Below are 16369 nucleotides of genomic sequence, written 5' to 3' on the forward strand. Positions count from 1 at the left end.
GACATGAAGACATCCATCCTGCTGGCGGCATCGGCGTGTGTGTTCGCGATGTGCAACAGCGGTGCGTATGCGGCGGGCGGCGAGATCGCCGTGATCGTCAAGACGGTCAATTCGAACTACTGGCAGAACGTGCAGAAGGGCGCGAAGGCGGCACTCGACGGCGTCAAGGGCTACACGATGACGTTCCAGGGGCCGGCGGCCGAGTCCGACATCAGCGGGCAGGTCAACATGGTCGACAACGCGGTCACGCGTCACGTGGCCGGCATCGTGCTCGCGCCGTCCGATCCGGACGCGCTCGTCCCCGCGATCAAGAAGGCATGGGAGGCGCACATTCCCGTCGTGTTGATCGACTCGGCCATCTCGGATGCCGGCAAGCCGTACTACCAGGCGTTCCTGTCGACCGACAACGAGAAGGCCGGCGCGTTGTGCGCAAAGGCGCTGATCGACCGCGTCGGCCAGTCCGGCAAGATCGCGATCATGTCGTACGTGCCGGGCGCCGGGTCCGAGGTCAGCCGCGTCGGCGGGTTCCGCAAGTACATCGAGAGCCATTCGAAGCTGCAGATCGTCGGCCCGTACTACTCGCAATCGCAAATGGCGACCGCGCTGAACCAGACGACCGACGTGCTGTCGTCAAACCCCGATCTGAAGGGCATCTTCGGCGCGAACGAGCCGACCGCGGTCGGCATGGGTCGGGCGCTGAAGCAGTCGGGCAAGGCGGGCAAGGTGGTGGCGATCGGCTTCGACGGCAATGAGGACCTGCAGGGCTTCGTGCGCGACGGCACCGTCCAGGCGATCGCCGTGCAGGGGTCGTGGCAAATGGGGAACCAGGGCGTGCGCACGGCGCTCGACGTCATCGAGCGCAAGCCTGCGCCGAAGCTGATCGACACCGGCGTCGTGATGGTCGACAAGCAGAACCTGGATTCGCAGGCTGCGAAGAACGTCCTGTACTGATCGCCCGTGCCTCGTTCTCACATCCGGTCACGCTTCATGAACGCAAACGATACGCGCACATTGCCGCGCAGCGGGTTGACGGTGTCGACGCTCGGGCTCGGCTGCTCGCAGCTCGGCGGCCTTTATCGGCCGATGTCTGCCGCCGACGCGGCCGCGCTCGTCGACGCCGCGTGGGCGGCCGGCCTGCGCTATTTCGACACCGCGCCGTATTACGGGTACACGTTGTCCGAGCGACGCGTGGGTGCAGCGCTCGCCGCGCGCGAGCGCGGCACGTTCACGCTCAGCACGAAGGTCGGGCGGCTGATGCGCGCCGATCCGGGCGTGCGGCCAGGCGACGACGGCTGGGCCGAGCCGCTGCCATTCAGGCCGGTTTACGACTACAGCTACGACGGCATCATGCGCTCGCACGAGGACAGCATCCAACGGCTCGGGCTCGCGCGCGTCGACATGCTGTACGTGCACGACATCGGCGCGATGACGCACGGCGACCGTCACGCGCACTACTGGGAACAGTTGACTCGTGGCGGCGGGTTTCGTGCGCTGGATGCGTTGCGTTCCAGCGGCGAGATCGTCGCGTTCGGTCTCGGCGTGAACGAATGGGAAGTCGCCGCCGATGCGCTGAACGAAGCGGCACTCGACGCGGTGTTGCTGGCCGGCCGCTACACGCTGCTCGAACAGACGGCGCTCGAGCCGCTGCTCGACGCGTGTGCCCGTGAAGGGACGGGCATCGTGATCGGCGGCGTGTTCAACTCAGGCGTGCTCGCCGGCAACGGCAAGTTCAACTATGCGGACGCGAGTGCCGACGTGATCGACAAAGCGGCGCGGCTCGGCGCGCTGTGCGACCGCTTCGACGTGCCGCTTCCGGCCGCTGCATTGCAGTTTCCGTTCGGCCATCCGGCCGTCGTGTCGTGCGTGATCGGCGCGCGCAGCGTGGCCCAGCTGAAGCAGAACATCGAATGGTTCGAGCGCCCGTTGCCCGCAGGACTGTGGGCCGCGCTGCGCGACGAAGGTCTGATCGACGCGCGCGCGCCGGTTCCGGGAGAACATGCATGACCGCACGCATCGACGCCCATCAGCACTACTGGCGAATCGACGCGCGGGCCGGCGGCTGGCCGCCGGCCGAGCTCGACGCGATTCACCGGGATTTCGGCCCCGCCGACCTGGCGCCGCTGCTCGATGCGGCGCGCATCGATGCCACCGTACTCGTGCAATCGCTGCCGAGCGAGGCCGATACGCGCTTTCTGCTCGATGTCGCGGCGGCAACGCCAACAGTCGGCGCCGTGGTCGGCTGGGTCGACATGAAGGCTGACGACGCGGCCGCGCGGATCGCGGCATTCGCGTCCGCGCCGAAGGCGCGCGGCTTGCGACCGATGCTGCAGGATCTGCCCGACGACGCGTGGATCGACGATCCGCGGCTGGATCGCGCGGTCGCGGCGATGCTCGAGCATGCACTGGGCTTCGACGCGCTGGTGATGCCGCGCCATCTCGATGCGCTGCATGCGTTCGCGCGACGCCATCCGCGTCTGCCGATCGTGATCGACCACGGTGCGAAGCCGTCTATCGAGCGCGGCGAACTTCAGCCGTGGCTGTCGTCGATGAGCAGGCTCGCGAGCCTGCCGAATCTTCATTGCAAGCTGTCCGGCCTCTGGACGGAGGCCGGGCCGTCGGCCGGCCCGGACACGGTGCGCGCGCGCACACGGCCGTACGTGCAAGCGCTGGCCGAGCTGTTCGGGCCGACCCGCTTGATGTGGGGCAGCGACTGGCCAGTGCTGCGGCTGGCATCGGCATGCGGCGGCTACGGCGAATGGTTGGCCGCGTGCGAGGAGGATTGCGCGCAGTGGCTTGGCGCGGCGGCGCTGGCCGGCGTCTTCGGCGGCAATGCGTGCCACTTCTACCGGATCGATACCGCACGCCACGACGAATGAACCAGAACCAAAGGAACCCGACATGCTCAGCGTGATTTGCGAATCCCCTGGCGTGCTGCGTGTGGAGCAGCGCGAGCTGCCCGCACGCGGCAGCGGCGAAGTGCTGTTGCGCGTGCAACGCGTCGGCATTTGCGGTACCGACCTGCACATCTTCACCGGCAACCAGCCGTACCTCGAATATCCGCGCGTGATGGGTCACGAGCTTTCCGCGGTCGTCGTCGAAGCCGAGCCGGAGTCGGGGCTCGGCGCGGGCGACGCCGTGTATGTGATGCCGTATCTGTCGTGCGGACACTGCATCGCATGTCGTCACGGCAACACGAACTGCTGCGTGAACATCAAGGTGCTCGGCGTGCATCGCGACGGTGCGCTTGCCGAATACCTGAGCGTGCCCGCGCAGTTCGTCCACAAGGCCGACGGCATTTCGCTCGACCAGGCGGCGATGCTGGAATTCCTCGCGATCGGCGCGCACGCGGTGCGGCGCGCGGACGTCCGCGCCGGGCAGCGCGCGCTGATCGTCGGCGCCGGGCCGATCGGCATGGCCGCGATGATCTTCGCGAGGTTGCGCGGCGCCGACGTCACGTGCCTCGACACGCGGGCCGATCGCCTGGCGTTCTGCCGGCAGCATCTGACGGTCGATGCGACGGTGCAGGCGGGAGCGGACGATGCGGCGCGTCTCGCGGAGTTGACGAACGGCGAGTATTTCGATGCGGTGTTCGATGCGACGGGCAATCTCGATGCGATGAATCGCGGCTTCGAGTTCGTCGCGCACGGCGGCAAATACACGTTGATCTCGATCGTGCGCGGGCACGTCGCCTTTTCGGATCCCGAATTCCACAAGCGCGAGACGACGTTGCTCGCGAGCCGCAATGCCACCGCCGAAGATTTCGAGACGGTGCTCGACGCGATGCGCGCGGCGCGCATTCCGGACCGCGCGCTGAACACGCACAGGATGCGGCTCGAGGATGTGCCCGATGCATTTCCGCGTCTGCTGGACGCGGGACAGACCGTCGTGAAGGCGCTCGTCGAATGCTGATCGACGCCAGTCGACGCGCGGAGCGCACGCCATGACGCCACCGATCCTCCAGTTCGGCACGAGCCGCTTCCTGCTCGCGCACGTCGACCTCTTCGTGTCGCAGGCACTGGACGAGGGCAGTGCGATGGGCGGCATCGGGATCGTCCAGACCACCGGCAATCCGGCCAGTCGCGCCCGAATCGACGCGCTCCGGGCAAACGGCCGCTATCCGGTGCGCATCCGGGGGCGCGACCGCGGTGTCGTCGTCGACGAAGTCGTCGAATGCCGGGCCGTGCAGCGCGCGTGGGATGCCGGAACCGACTGGGCCGAGATTCGCCGCGCCGTGATCGAGACGGTGCGCGTGATCGTGTCGAACACCGGCGACGCGGGCTATCGCGCGGATCCGCGCGACGCCGCGTACCTGCTCGCCGAAACGACGCGGGCACCGCACGGCTTTCCGGCGAAGCTGCTCGTGCTGCTGTACGCGCGCTGGCAGGCGCGGCCCGACGATGGCGTGTCCATACTGCCGTGCGAGCTGGTCGCGAACAACGGCGACACGCTGCGCGACATCGTGCTGGACCTGGCGCAACGGTGGCGGGTGCCCGACGCGTTCGCCGGCTATTTGCGCGAGCGTTGCATCTGGGTCAATTCGCTCGTCGATCGCATCGTGTCCGAGCCGATCGATCCGGTCGGCGCGGTTGCGGAGCCCTACGCGCTATGGGCGATCGAACGCCGCGCCGGCATTGCGCTGCCTTGCCGCCATGCGCAGATCGTCGTGACCGACGATTTGCGCAGTCACGAGCGGCTGAAGCTGTTTTTTCTCAACCTCGGGCACAGCTGGCTCGCCGAACAGTGGCTGGCGGCAGGGCGGCCCGATTCGGAAACGGTGCGGGACGCGATGAACGACACGCGGCTGCGCGACGGTCTCGAAGCGGTGTGGCGCGATGAAGTCGCACCGGTTTTCGCGGCGCTCGGCTTGCGCGAAACGGCCGAGCGCTATGTCGACAGCGTGCGCGAGCGCTTTCTGAATCCATATCTGGCGCATCGCCTCGCCGACATCGCGAACAATCATCGCGAGAAGATCGCACGGCGGATCGAGCCGCTGCTCGCGCTCGCGGATTCGCTGGCGGTGCCGGCCGAGCAACCGCGCTTGCGGCAAATCGTTGCCCGCCATGGCAGCGCGGCCGATGCAACGACGGGGAGAATCGCATCGTGAATCAACCGACAGTCGTCATCCTTCACCGCGACGACAACGTCGCGGTCGCGCTCGACGCGCTCGAACCGGGCGGGTCGATCGATGTGAACGGCACGCCGCTGCGCGTCGCGGCGGCGGTGCCGGCCGGCCACAAGATCGCCACGGCCGCGATTGCAGGCGGCACGTCGATCGTCAAATGCGGGCAGTCGATCGGCATCGCGCTGCGCGACATCGGCGCCGGCGAGCACGTGCACGTGCACAACGTCGGGATGCCCGAGCGGCATGCGCTCGACGATGGGCCTGCCGGTTCGGTGCACGACGCACCGCCGGATCGGCGCGATACCTTCGACGGATTTGTGCGGCCAGACGGCAGCGTGGGAACGCGCAACTACATTGGCGTGATCGCGAGCGTCAACTGTTCGGCGAGCGTGTGCCATGCCATCGCCGACGCGTACCGGCATGGCGCACTCGATGCGTTCGGCCATGTCGACGGGGTCGTCGCGATCACCCATCAGAGCGGATGCGGGATGTCGGCCACGGGGGACGGGATCGAACTGCTGCGGCGCACGCTCGTCGGGTACGCGCGCAACCCGAATTTCGCCGGTGTGCTGTTCGTCGGCCTCGGGTGCGAAGTCAATCAGGTGCGCACGCTCGCGGCGCAGTTGGACGCGTCCGCGGCGGGCACCATTCGCACGCTGGTCATTCAGGACGAGAGCGGCGTGCGCGAATCCGTCGCGCGCGGCGTGTCGATTGTCCGCGAGCTGCTGGAGGTGGCCGAAGGCGCGCGGCGCAGCACCGTGCCGGCGTCGCGGCTGACGGTCGGCCTGCAATGCGGTGGCTCCGACGGCTACTCGGGGATCACGGCGAATCCCGCGCTGGGGGCGGCCGTCGATCTGCTGGTGCGCAACGGCGGCACGGCGATCCTGTCCGAGACGCCCGAGATCTACGGTGCGGAACATCTGCTGGTCGCGCGCGCGGCGTCGCGAGACGTGGCCGGGCGGTTGCTCGGCAGGCTGCAATGGTGGGAGCGCTACGTCGCCGACAACGGCGGTGAAATGAACAACAACCCGTCGCCCGGCAATATCGCGGGCGGTATCACGACGATTCTCGAGAAGTCGCTCGGCGCGGTGTCGAAGGGCGGACGATCGGCGCTTCGCGCGGTCTACGATTATGCCGAACCGGTGCGGCAGTCGGGCCTCGTGTTCATGGATACGCCCGGTTACGACCCGGTGTCGGCCACCGGACAAATTGCCGGCGGCGCGAACCTCGTATGCTTCACCACCGGACGCGGCTCGGTGTTCGGCTCGAAGCCGGTGCCGACGATCAAGATCGCGACGACGACCGGCCTGTTCGAGCGGATGCGATCCGACATGGACTTCGACAGCGGCGGCATCCTCGCCGGTTCGCTCACCGTCGACGAAGCGGGCGCGCTGCTGTTTCGGCTGATGCTCGACGTCGCGTCCGGACGAACATCCCGAAGCGAGGACAACGGCATCGGCGAGCGCGAGTTCGTGCCGTGGCAGCGCGGCGCGATCATGTGACGCGGGGCGACAGTCTCACTGGCACGCCTGCGGTTTCCGGATCGCGGGAGGTGTCGGGAAGCACGATCGCTGACGAGTGCGCCGAGCGTGGGGGACGTCGTTCGGCAGGCGATTAGCGGCGCGCGCCGGATCCAGCAGCGTAACGATCCGGTCTGGTTCCAACGTCGCATTTTCCGACGGGATGTTATCGTGCGTTCAGCGATTAACCGCACATGCGGCTTCGTTCCCGTCGTGTGGACTGTACACCGCATATAGCTTCGTATAGCCGGACGTATCGAAATGCCCGGTCCATCCCTTCGGCAGCGTAACGGCTTCGCCGGCCTTCACGGTCATGACCGAGCCGTCCGCTGACGTCAGCTTCACACTGCCCGACAGAAAATAGAGAAACTCGTTGTACGGCAGGCCACCCGGCCCCTTGATCTCTTCATGCGACGGCCCTGATCGATAGATACCGGTCTGGAAAGCCGTATCGGCCGACGTGAACGTCGTCACGTCCGTGCCGCTGTCATTGCCTTCGCTTTTTCCCGATGCATTTGCGCGCGCGAGTAATGCGCCGGCAAGGTCCGTGTTCGACATCATGACCGGTTTGACCGTTTCGGCATGGGCGCTGCCAAAGAGCGCGGCACCGACTAACAGCAGCGCCCCGATTGCATAAGTAGACATCGGCGATTTCTCCTTTGATTTCTGCGATGGCCCGTAACGATTAACGCGCCGTCGCTGCACCATTGTGTCGGAATAACGCGCGACATTTCCACTCGGTTGCCGGGCGAGCGCGCGCAGATTTGTATCTCAATGTGGCTGGGCGCGGTACGGATACACGACGTTGCAATCGCGGGGCGGCGAGACATATGCGCGATACGTCTGCTCGTTCAAATAGCAGTGCAGCGAGCCCGAACGGGTCGACACGGCAGTCAGCGGCTGCCGACGGCCGGCCAGGTTCGCTCCCGTTGAACATCTCCAGGAGTACGACATGAAAGCAAAGAGCATCGCCATGGTCTTGATGGCATTCACCGCAGTTGCAACAACGGCTTCCGCTTTTGCCAGCACGGCAGTCGCCGCGAACACGAATGGCGGAATGGCACAGTCGGCACGCGAGTGGGCGCCGGTCAACAACACGCCGAAGGGAAAGACGCGTGCCGAAGTGCGAGCGGAACTCGTGCGTGCGCAAAAGGACGGCCAACTCGCCGCCCTCAGCGAGCTTTATCGGGGTGGCTGATTTGCCGCGGCAGGCGGGTGGCGCTTCGGGCCGCCGCGATTGCCGTCATCGCGATGACGGCAACGCGGCGATCACCCGGCGTTCGGCCCGACACCGCGAGCGGCGAGGTTGGCATACAGCGCGCGCACGCCGAAGGTCCACGGCGCGATTTCCGTGCACAGCCGCACGGTGTTGACGAGCGCGCCGAGCTTTGGCGTGGAAATGATGACGCGATCGCCGAGGTGATGCGTGAATCCGCTGCCGGGCGCATCGCGGTCCTGGATCGGCGAGAACATCGTGCCGAGGAACAGCATGAAGCCGTCGGGGTACTGATGATGCGCGCCGCACGTCTGCGCGACGAGGTCCGCCGGGTCGCGGCTGATCTCGCGCATGTGACTGATGCCGTCGAGGACGAAGCCGTCGTCCGCGCCTTCGACCCGAAGCGACACGCTGGCCTGCCGGACGCTGTCGAGCGTGAAGCCGTCGTCGAACAGCCGCACGAACGGGCCGATCGCGCACGAACCGTTGTTGTCCTTGCATTTGCCGAGCAGCAGCGCCGAGCGGCCTTCGATGTCGCGCAGGTTCACGTCGTTGCCGAGCGTCGCGCCCACGGGCCGGCCGTCGCTGGCGACCGCCAGCACGATCTCCGGCTCCGGGTTGTTCCACACCGACACGGGCAGCAGCCCGACATCCGCACCGAAGCCCACCGCGGACATCGGCTGCGCCTTGGAGAACACCTCGGCATCGGGGCCGATGCCGACTTCCATGTATTGCGACCACGCGCCGCGGCGCTCGAGTTCCGCCTTCAGGCGTAGCGCGGCGTCCGAGCCGGGCACGATCTTCGACAGATCGGTGCCGATGGTCGTGGCGATCGTGTCGCGTACCTCCCGTGCCTTGGCCGGATCGCCACCGGCCTGCTCCTCGATCACGCGCTCGATCAGGCTGACCGCGAAGGTGACGCCGCACGCCTTGACGGCCTGCACGTCGCACGGCGCGAGCAGGTGCGTGGCGCCGGGCGTGCCGTCCAGCGCGGCCTGCATCAACGGTTCGACGCGGCCGAGCGATTCGCCGGCAGCCGTGCGCGCGACGCCGACTGCATCGGGACGGTCGAACAGGTCGGCCGTGGTCGGCACGGTGCGTGTGATGTCGAACACTTCGCCGTCGCGCACGGCGACGACACTCGGGCCCGGGCAGGCACCGTCGTGCCGCCAGACGCGGCCGACCAGCAGCGCGTGGGCGAGGTCGTGCGGCAGGCAATCGGAAACGGAAGGAGTACGCATGGTCAGCTCCGCAGGAGTCGTGGGCGATTGGATCAGTGCGAGTGGCGCGGATTGCCGCGCTGCTCGATTACCTTCAGGTACAGCGTGGCCGGTTCGAGGCACCCGCCGGTGGACAGCTGGCCGACGAAGCGGCGATAGAGTTCCTGCCACGGCGTTTGCGCCTGCGGTACGCTGACACTTGCGGTCTCGCGGCGGCGCGCGAGTTCGTCCTCGTCGATGAGGACGTCGACGCTGCGGCGATTCAGGTCCACGCGCACGCGATCGTTCGTGCGCAGCAGCGCGAGCCCGCCGCCGACCGCCGCCTCCGGCGACACGTTGAGAATCGACGGGCTTGCCGACGTGCCGCTCTGGCGCCCGTCGCCGAGGCAGGGCAACGACGTCACGCCGCGCTTCACCAGCTCGGCGGGCGGCGCCATGTTCACGACTTCGGCGCTGCCGGGGTAGCCGACCGTGCCGCAGCCGCGGATGACGAGGATGCAGTGCTCGTCGATGTTCAGCGCCGGATCGTTGATGCGGGCGTGGTAATCCTCGGGGCCGTCGAACACGATCGCGCGCGCCTCGAACGTATTCTCCGCGCCGGGCTCGGAAAGGTAGGTCCGGCGGAACGCGTCGCCCACCACCGACATCTTCATGATCGCGCTGTCGAAGAAGTTGCCCGACAGCACCATGAAGCCGGCGCCGTGCTTGAGCGGCGCGTCGGGCGTGCGGATTACGTCGCGGTCGGCGTCCTGCGCGGCGTCGGCGATTTCGCCGATCGCGCGGCCGGACACGGTCAGGCAGTCGCGCCGCAGCAGGCCGGCTGCGGCGAGCTGGCGCAGCACGGCGGGCACGCCGCCGGCGCGATGGAAGCTTTCGCCGAGATATTCGCCGGCCGGCATGCAGTTCACGAGCAGCGGCACGGCTTCACCGAAGCGCTGCCAGTCGTCCAGGCTCAGCTCGACGCCCATGTGGCGCGCAATGGCGATCAGGTGCGGCGGGCAGTTGGTCGATGCGCCCAGCGCGGAGGCAACGACGATCGCATTCTCGAACGCCGCGCGCGTCATGATCTTCGACGGGCGCACATCCTCGCGAACCAGGTCGACCGCGCGCTTGCCGGTCGCGTAAGCCATCTGGCCGCGCTCGCGGTAGGCCGCGGGAATGCTCGCACACCCCGGCAACGACATGCCCAACGCCTCGGCGAGGCTGTTCATCGACAGCGCGGTGCCCATGGTGTTGCAATGGCCGATCGACGGCGATGAAGCCGTGGTCAGCTGCATGAAGCCTTCGTAGTCGATTTCGCCGGCCGCGAGCAGGTTGCGCGCATGCCAGATCACCGTCCCCGAGCCGACCCGCTTGCCTTCGTGCCAGCCGTCGAGCATCGGGCCGCCCGACAGCACGATCGCGGGCAGGTCGACGGTGGCGGCCGCCATCAGGCAGGCCGGCGTGGTTTTGTCGCAACCGGTGGTCAGCACGACGCCGTCCAGCGGAAAGCCGTGCAGCACTTCCACCAGCCCCAGGTAGGCCAGATTGCGGTCGAGCGCGGCGGTGGGCCGGCGGCTCTGCTCGGCCAGCGGATGCACGGGGAATTCCATCGGAATGCCGCCCGCGTCGCGGATACCGGCCCGGGTGCGCTCGGCCAGCTCGATATGGTGGCGGTTGCACGGCGCAAGATCGCTGCCCGTTTGCGCAATGCCGATGATGGGCCGACCCGACTGCAACTCCTCGCGTGTCAGTCCGTAGTTCATGAAGCGCTCGACATAAAGCGCGGTCATGTCTGCGTGCGCGGGGTCGTCGAACCACGCCTGGCTGCGCAGACGGCGAGGGGTGTGTGACATGGCGGGGTGTCTCCGAATTTCGAATGGGGCCGCATTCCGTTCATGCGCGCCGGATAGTTACCGGTAACATCGTGGGGGCATGTTAGCACGGCGGTTTTGCGTTGCGAAAGGGGAGGGGCATCGGGGGCGCGTGGAGCGGCGCGATGCGTTTCGACGAAGTCGCGGCATGCTGCGCACCGCGCGTCGCCCGATTTCGCGGGCGACGGCGGGCTTCGTCGTCGACGTGTGTCAGGCGCTTTCGCGGGCGACGATCGTGTAGTCGATGCGGATGCGTCGCGATTCGATCGGCTCGCCGCCGTCACGGGCCTGCAGTGCTGCCAGCAACGCCTCGCCGGTGTGCAGGCCGATGCCGTAGGCGTCGACCGACACCGTGGTGATGGTCGGGTGGCAGCATGTCGCCACTTCGAAGTTCCCGAAGCCGGCTACGGCGATGTCCGCGGGCACGGAGAGCCCGCGCCGGTGACACGCCATGATCGCACCGAACGCCGACATGTCGCTCACGCACATGACGGCATCGGTGTCCGGCCACTTGTCGAGCAGCGCTGCCATGGCGGGTTCGCCGTGGCTCATCGTGATCGGCGATTCACCGAGCCGCACGATACGCGGCTCGCCCAGCCCCAGCGCGTTGATCTCCGCCTGATAACCCTTGAGCCGGTCCAGGCCGCGGCGGTCCAGTTCGCTGGCGCCGCCGAGAAAGCCGATGCGGCGGTATCCGCGCTCGGCCAGATGCCGCACCATCGCCCGCGCGGCGCGCACGTTGGAGAAGCCCACGGCGGTGTCGATCGGACGCGTGGGCAGGTCCCACATTTCCACCACGGGAATGGCGGAACGCTCCAGCAGCTTGCGCGTGGCATCGGTGTGTTGCGCGCCGGTCAGCGCGATGCACCGGGGCTGGTGACGCAGCATGGAGCGTACCAGTCGTTCTTCACGCGCGAGGTCGTAGTCGGTATCGCCGAGCAGCAACTGCAGGCCATGCGGTTCGAGCGCATCGGTCAGGCCGCGCACGGTGTCGGAGAAATTGGAGCTCGACAGCGAGGGCACCAGCACCGCGACGAACTCCGAGCGCCCGGACGACAGCGCACCCGCCGCGGCGTCGGCCACGTACCCGAGCTGGTCGATGGCCCGGCAGACGCGCTCGCGCGTGTCGGCGGCCACGCTATGGCCGGCAAGCACGCGCGACACGGTCATTTTCGACACGCCGGCCAGGCGTGCTACGTCGGACATGCGTGGCGGCCCGGCTGGCCGGACGGCGGTAGGACTGGGCATCGGAATCGCGGTCGGGAGAAGCCTGTAAAGGCTATATGATACCGGTGCCGGCCTGCCGTGCAGGCCACCCGCCGCACCCGTCGACAGAACGCCTGTACTAGGGAAAGCCCGTGTCGGTCAGCCCTTGAATCCGCCTGTTCCGGCGTGCTACGTTCGTGTTTGTTACCGGTATCAGCGTACCGCTGGCTTCCGTCGTCCGTCGACGGATTTTCTTGCTCGAGAATGTTATCGGTAACATAATCGCGCCGGCCGATCTGCGATCCGCCGATCCGTCGATACGCAGAAGACCTACACAATCAGGAGACGAACGGATGCCATCCATCACGCAGACCGCTGCCGCGCCGGCCGCGGCCGACTTGTCCGAAGACGCCGTCTATCGCAGGGTGATGCGGCGCATTCTCCCGTTGCTGCTGGTGTGCTATGTGGTGGCGTACCTCGATCGTGTGAACGTCGGTTTCGCGAAGCTGCAGATGCTCGACGACCTGAGGCTGAGCGACGGCGTCTACGCACTCGGTGCCAGCATTTTCTTCTGGGGCTATTTCCTGTTCGAGATGCCCAGCAATCTGCTGCTGCACCGATACGGCGCGCGCTTCTGGATCGCACGGATCATGATCACATGGGGCATCGTGTCGTCGTCGATGGCGTTTATCGTGCCCCTCGCGCAGTTCTTCCACGTGCAGACGTCCACGATGTTCTACACGCTGCGCTTTCTGCTCGGCCTGTGTGAAGCCGGCTTCTTCCCCGGTGTCATCCTGTACATGAACTACTGGTTTCCGGCGCGCCGCCAGAGCGTGGCCATGTCGGGTTTCCTGGTGGCGATCCCGCTGAGCCTGACGCTCGGCAGCGTGGTGTCCGGCTGGCTGATGGAGCAGACGCATGGTTTGTCGGGCATGAGCGGCTGGCAATGGATGCTGTTGCTCGAAGGTCTGCCGTCGATCGTGGTGGCATTCATCGTGCTGGCCTGTCTCGGCGACGGTCCGCAGTCCGCGAAATGGCTGTCCGCCGAAGAGAAGGCGATGCTGTCGCGCAACCTCGAACGCGAGGCCGTGCACAAGTCGCACAGCGTCGGCGCCGCGCTGCGCAGCCCGCGCGTGTGGCTGCTCACGTTCGTTCTGCTGACCTTCAATACCGGCTTCTACGGGCTGGCGTTCTGGCTGCCGTCGATCGTCCGCGCATCGGGTGTGCACAGCATGCTGCATATCGGCTTGCTGACGGCGATTCCGTATCTGACGGCCATTTTTGCGATGGTCTGGAATGCATCGCACTCGCGCAAGACGGGCGAACGCCGCTGGCATGCGGCGATTCCCGCGCTGATCGGCGGCATCGGCCTGATCATGAGCGCCGCATTCGCGCATAACGTGGCGCTTTCGATCGTATTCCTGACCATCGCCACCTGCGGCATCCTGGCCCTGATGCCGATCTACTGGACATTCCCCGGCCAGATCCTCTCCGGCACCGCTGCTGCTGCCGGCATTGCGCTGATCAACGCGGTGGGCAACCTGTCCGGCTTCACCGGCTCGATGATCACCGGCATCGCCAAGGAGATGACCGGGGACATCAACAACGGGACTTATGCACTCGGCGCGTGCCTGCTGGTCAGCTGCGTGCTGATCATGTCGATTCCGCGCAGCATCCTGGTGCCGCCGGCCGAGCGATAGGTCCCGGGCATCCCGCGCATCGCGGCGCCGGATGATCTGCTTGCGCTTCCGTGAGCACGGCCGGCATCGATTACGGATGCCGGCACGAACCGATCCCGAGGTCTGCGCGGGTCGGCACGCAGGGTAGGCGGGCCGACCGCTTTACGAAGTGATTGATGAAAGGAGCGCGCGGCATCGCCGCCGCGAAGGCGCGTGTAACCTGTCCTTGCTACTCGGCTTTAACCGTCGATTGACGCACCGGCTTGAATGCCGCGCGCAATTCTTCGGCAAAGAGTTGGGGCTGCTCCCAGGCCGCGAAGTGGCCGCCTTTGGAAACCGCGTGATAGTAGTACAGCGACGGATACGCCTGCTCGCTCCAGGTCTTTGGTGCACGATAGATCTCGTGCGGAAACACGCTGATCGCTACCGGTACCTTGATGTCCCGCGTTTTCTGCGCGACGGAACTGAAATTGTTGTTGTTGTTTTCCCAGTAGAACCTCGACGACGATGCGCCTGTGTTGGTCAACCAATACAGCGTGATGTCGTTCAGCATCTCGTCCTTGGTCAGGACACGCTCGGGCACACCGCCGCTGTCGCTCCATTGCGCAAACTTCTCATACATCCACGCTGCGAGGCCGGAAGGCGAATCCGCGAGCGAGTATCCGATCGTCTGCGGGCGCGTGACCATGATTGCGCCGTATGCCGCGTTTCTGCCAAAGAATGTGCTGAGCGAATCGAATGCATCGCGCTCGGGCCCGGCCAATCCGGCAGGAGCAGGGGCGCCGCTGTTGATGGCCGTCACGAGATTGCCGGGAACGGTGGCGGGCATGTTGAGGTGAATCGCGAGCAGGCCAGGGGGCGCCTGTCGGGCGAGCGCATCGGAAATGACGGAGCCATGGTCGCCGCCTTGCGACACGTAGTGCGTGTATCCGAGGCGTTTCATCAACACGTCCCATGCGCGCGCCGTGCGGTCGGGACCCCAGCCAAGCTCCGTCGGTTTGCCGGAAAAGCCATAGCCCGGGATCGACGGAATCACGACGTCAAACGCGTCCTCCGGGCGTCCACCATAAGCCACGGGATCGGTCAGCGGGCCGATCGCCTTGATGAACTCGAAGGTCGAACCCGGCCACCCGTGAGTCAGGATGACAGGCAATGCATTCGGGTAGCGCGAACGGACATGGATGAACTGGATGTCGACGCCGTCGATATGGGTGACGAACTCCGGCAGCGCGTTGAGTTGAGCCTCGGCTTTGCGCCAATCGTAATCGGTGCCCCAGTAGCGTACGAGTTCCTGCACTTTCGCCAGCTGGATACCCTGCGAATCGTCCTTGACCGTTTCCTTGTCCGGCCACCGTGTCTGCGCGATACGCCTGCGCAGGTCGTCGAGTTGCGCTTGCGGAACCTGAACGCGAAATGGCCGAATGCTGTCGTCGCTACTCGTCGTTGCAACGGGAATCGACGTGTTGTCCGCCGCGTATGCGGGGCGCAGATAGCTTGCGGAGACGAGCAGGACCAATCCGATCGCCGTCGTTAATCCCTTGCGGGCGTTGTCTCGGAAAGGCGCGGTCAGACGGGTTGCTGCAAACATGGAGGCTCTCCCAGGAATTTGATTTACGGGTGACAGTCGCGAACCGCGTCGCGTCTTGCGCTCGCGTGGGAGTACTGTGCTCGGCTCGTGTATCCGGGATTTGTCGATTGCCTACCGATTCGTGTATTTCTGTATGTAACGGTTATGCAGATACATGGCGATACATTTGAATGAACTGTCCAGCCGGCGTCGCGCCGAAGAAGATGCTGCCGTTCGTCGTGCATCCGCCGCATGAATTCCTCGCGTCGACGTTGCGCGAGCATGAAGGCGAGGAATTCCTGTTCGTGCACCAGGGGCGCGTCGAAATCGAATTCCCAAACGAGACGGTACAACTCGGGACCGGCGATTCGGTCTAGTTCAACGCACTCATCCCGCACCGCACGCGCAGCCTCGGCACTACGCAGGCGGAAATTCTGGTCATCGTCAGCCACGACGAATAGCCGAATCCCTTCTTCGCGGTGGCCTTTCGATGGTCACCGCTGATGGACCCAGCGCCGTGTGATCCCAGCACGCTCGCGTAACCGTGGCAGGTTTCCGGCAAATGCATCACGTTGAATGCGGGCGTTGTCGGCACTTTTACGGACATCGACAACGCCCGACTTCGGCGGATTTTCCGCGTCCGCTTCGGTGAGCAGCTCGCGGATGAAGTCAATTTTCGGCCGTCGTCGTTGCGCTCGGCCACCCGTCATGCAGGCGAGCCGCATGAAGCGCCCGGTTGTGCGCAATCTCGGCCGACGACGGCGGGTAGTCGTTCCGGTTCGACGGCAGCAGGCCGTCGGCTTCGGCATCGATCAGCTGTTGGCGGACTTCGGCGCGGGTGACGGGCGCCTGGTTGGACTGGGCGAAGGCTTGCGTGCCGAACGGCAGGCTCAGTGCGGCAACGGCGAAGGCGGCGACGAGTTTCATGGCAACTCCCTGGCGAATGAATGAACGGTCGAGTGGGCGGGCCCACGCGTTGAATTCTG

At 66.2% G+C, this 16369-nt stretch carries 14 protein-coding genes and 1 pseudogene; 9 read left to right on the top strand and 6 right to left on the bottom strand.

What is annotated here, in order from left to right; all coding sequences use genetic code 11:
* Nucleotides 1-3 precede the first annotated feature (3 nt).
* Genes WS51_RS30155 through WS51_RS30180 form a run of 6 tightly spaced genes read left to right on the top strand, consistent with a single transcriptional unit; the run spans nt 4 to nt 6624 of the window.
* Nucleotides 4-951: an ABC transporter substrate-binding protein gene (locus WS51_RS30155; protein WP_059792283.1), complete on the top strand. Its 948-nt coding sequence runs from the start codon at nt 4-6 to the stop codon at nt 949-951.
* A 36-nt stretch (nt 952-987) separates the two neighbouring features.
* Complete coding sequence (locus WS51_RS30160) at nt 988-2004, top strand: aldo/keto reductase (protein WP_060340448.1); 1017 nt, start codon at nt 988-990, stop codon at nt 2002-2004.
* Nucleotides 2001-2876: an amidohydrolase family protein gene (locus WS51_RS30165; protein WP_059507903.1), complete on the top strand. Its 876-nt coding sequence runs from the start codon at nt 2001-2003 to the stop codon at nt 2874-2876. The genes WS51_RS30160 and WS51_RS30165 overlap by 4 nt, the downstream gene beginning before the upstream one ends.
* Before the next feature lie 22 nt (nt 2877-2898).
* Nucleotides 2899-3909, top strand: a complete 1011-nt coding sequence (locus WS51_RS30170) for a zinc-binding alcohol dehydrogenase family protein (protein ID WP_059870661.1) — start codon at nt 2899-2901, stop codon at nt 3907-3909.
* Between the two features lie 31 nt (nt 3910-3940).
* A complete protein-coding gene (locus WS51_RS30175; RefSeq protein ID WP_069230332.1) occupies nt 3941-5104 on the top strand; it encodes a mannitol dehydrogenase family protein in 1164 nt (387 codons plus the stop codon).
* Entirely contained in the window at nt 5101-6624 is a 1524-nt protein-coding gene (locus WS51_RS30180) for a UxaA family hydrolase (RefSeq protein WP_069230333.1), read from the top strand. Before WS51_RS30175 ends, WS51_RS30180 begins: the two co-directional genes overlap by 4 nt.
* A gap of 195 nt (nt 6625-6819) precedes the next feature.
* On the opposite strand, the gene WS51_RS30185 is transcribed toward WS51_RS30180, so the two are convergent.
* Nucleotides 6820-7287: a cupin domain-containing protein gene (locus WS51_RS30185; protein ID WP_069230334.1), complete on the bottom strand. Its 468-nt coding sequence runs from the start codon at nt 7285-7287 to the stop codon at nt 6820-6822.
* Between the two features lie 307 nt (nt 7288-7594).
* On the opposite strand from WS51_RS30185, the gene WS51_RS30190 reads away from it, so the two are divergent.
* Nucleotides 7595-7840 (top strand): DUF4148 domain-containing protein, encoded by a 246-nt coding sequence (locus WS51_RS30190; RefSeq protein WP_059800624.1) that lies wholly within the window; start codon nt 7595-7597, stop codon nt 7838-7840.
* Nucleotides 7841-7911: 71 nt separating this feature from the next.
* Here WS51_RS30190 and WS51_RS30195 read toward each other — a convergent pair whose 3' ends face one another.
* The 3 genes from WS51_RS30195 to WS51_RS30205 all read right to left on the bottom strand — a co-directional run bounded on the left by WS51_RS30195 (nt 7912) and on the right by WS51_RS30205 (nt 12179).
* Entirely contained in the window at nt 7912-9099 is a 1188-nt protein-coding gene (locus tag WS51_RS30195; protein ID WP_069230335.1) for a fumarylacetoacetate hydrolase family protein, read from the bottom strand.
* Nucleotides 9100-9131: 32 nt separating this feature from the next.
* Nucleotides 9132-10913, bottom strand: a complete 1782-nt coding sequence (locus WS51_RS30200) for an IlvD/Edd family dehydratase (protein ID WP_069230336.1) — start codon at nt 10911-10913, stop codon at nt 9132-9134.
* A gap of 228 nt (nt 10914-11141) precedes the next feature.
* Nucleotides 11142-12179, bottom strand: coding sequence for a LacI family DNA-binding transcriptional regulator (locus WS51_RS30205; protein ID WP_081053799.1), 1038 nt, complete (start codon nt 12177-12179; stop codon nt 11142-11144).
* A gap of 311 nt (nt 12180-12490) precedes the next feature.
* Between WS51_RS30205 and WS51_RS30210 the strand changes: the two genes are divergently transcribed.
* Nucleotides 12491-13837, top strand: coding sequence for an MFS transporter (locus WS51_RS30210; RefSeq protein WP_069230337.1), 1347 nt, complete (start codon nt 12491-12493; stop codon nt 13835-13837).
* A 208-nt stretch (nt 13838-14045) separates the two neighbouring features.
* Here WS51_RS30210 and WS51_RS30215 read toward each other — a convergent pair whose 3' ends face one another.
* Complete coding sequence (locus WS51_RS30215; RefSeq protein ID WP_069230338.1) at nt 14046-15404, bottom strand: epoxide hydrolase family protein; 1359 nt, start codon at nt 15402-15404, stop codon at nt 14046-14048.
* A 182-nt stretch (nt 15405-15586) separates the two neighbouring features.
* Between WS51_RS30215 and WS51_RS30220 the strand changes: the two are divergent.
* Nucleotides 15587-15844 (top strand): annotated as a pseudogene (locus tag WS51_RS30220) (cupin domain-containing protein); the annotation flags it as partial.
* Nucleotides 15845-16052: 208 nt separating this feature from the next.
* On the opposite strand, the gene WS51_RS30225 reads toward WS51_RS30220, so the two are convergent.
* Complete coding sequence (locus WS51_RS30225; protein ID WP_059447398.1) at nt 16053-16310, bottom strand: DUF4148 domain-containing protein; 258 nt, start codon at nt 16308-16310, stop codon at nt 16053-16055.
* Nucleotides 16311-16369 lie beyond the last annotated feature (59 nt).

The sequence above is a fragment of the Burkholderia territorii genome (assembly GCF_001718335.1).
Classification (GTDB): Bacteria; Pseudomonadota; Gammaproteobacteria; order Burkholderiales; family Burkholderiaceae; genus Burkholderia; species Burkholderia territorii.

Coding starts and splice junctions, on each gene's coding strand:
- WS51_RS30210 (WP_069230337.1), top strand. CDS start 12,491: ATGCCATCCATCACGCAGACCGCTGCCGCGCCGGCCGCGGCCGACTTG.
- WS51_RS30200 (WP_069230336.1), bottom strand. CDS start 10,913: ATGTCACACACCCCTCGCCGTCTGCGCAGCCAGGCGTGGTTCGACGAC.
- WS51_RS30160 (WP_060340448.1), top strand. CDS start 988: ATGAACGCAAACGATACGCGCACATTGCCGCGCAGCGGGTTGACGGTG.
- WS51_RS30165 (WP_059507903.1), top strand. CDS start 2,001: ATGACCGCACGCATCGACGCCCATCAGCACTACTGGCGAATCGACGCG.
- WS51_RS30225 (WP_059447398.1), bottom strand. CDS start 16,310: ATGAAACTCGTCGCCGCCTTCGCCGTTGCCGCACTGAGCCTGCCGTTC.
- WS51_RS30175 (WP_069230332.1), top strand. CDS start 3,941: ATGACGCCACCGATCCTCCAGTTCGGCACGAGCCGCTTCCTGCTCGCG.
- WS51_RS30195 (WP_069230335.1), bottom strand. CDS start 9,099: ATGCGTACTCCTTCCGTTTCCGATTGCCTGCCGCACGACCTCGCCCAC.
- WS51_RS30190 (WP_059800624.1), top strand. CDS start 7,595: ATGAAAGCAAAGAGCATCGCCATGGTCTTGATGGCATTCACCGCAGTT.
- WS51_RS30215 (WP_069230338.1), bottom strand. CDS start 15,404: ATGTTTGCAGCAACCCGTCTGACCGCGCCTTTCCGAGACAACGCCCGC.
- WS51_RS30155 (WP_059792283.1), top strand. CDS start 4: ATGAAGACATCCATCCTGCTGGCGGCATCGGCGTGTGTGTTCGCGATG.
- WS51_RS30170 (WP_059870661.1), top strand. CDS start 2,899: ATGCTCAGCGTGATTTGCGAATCCCCTGGCGTGCTGCGTGTGGAGCAG.
- WS51_RS30185 (WP_069230334.1), bottom strand. CDS start 7,287: ATGTCTACTTATGCAATCGGGGCGCTGCTGTTAGTCGGTGCCGCGCTC.
- WS51_RS30205 (WP_081053799.1), bottom strand. CDS start 12,179: ATGCCCAGTCCTACCGCCGTCCGGCCAGCCGGGCCGCCACGCATGTCC.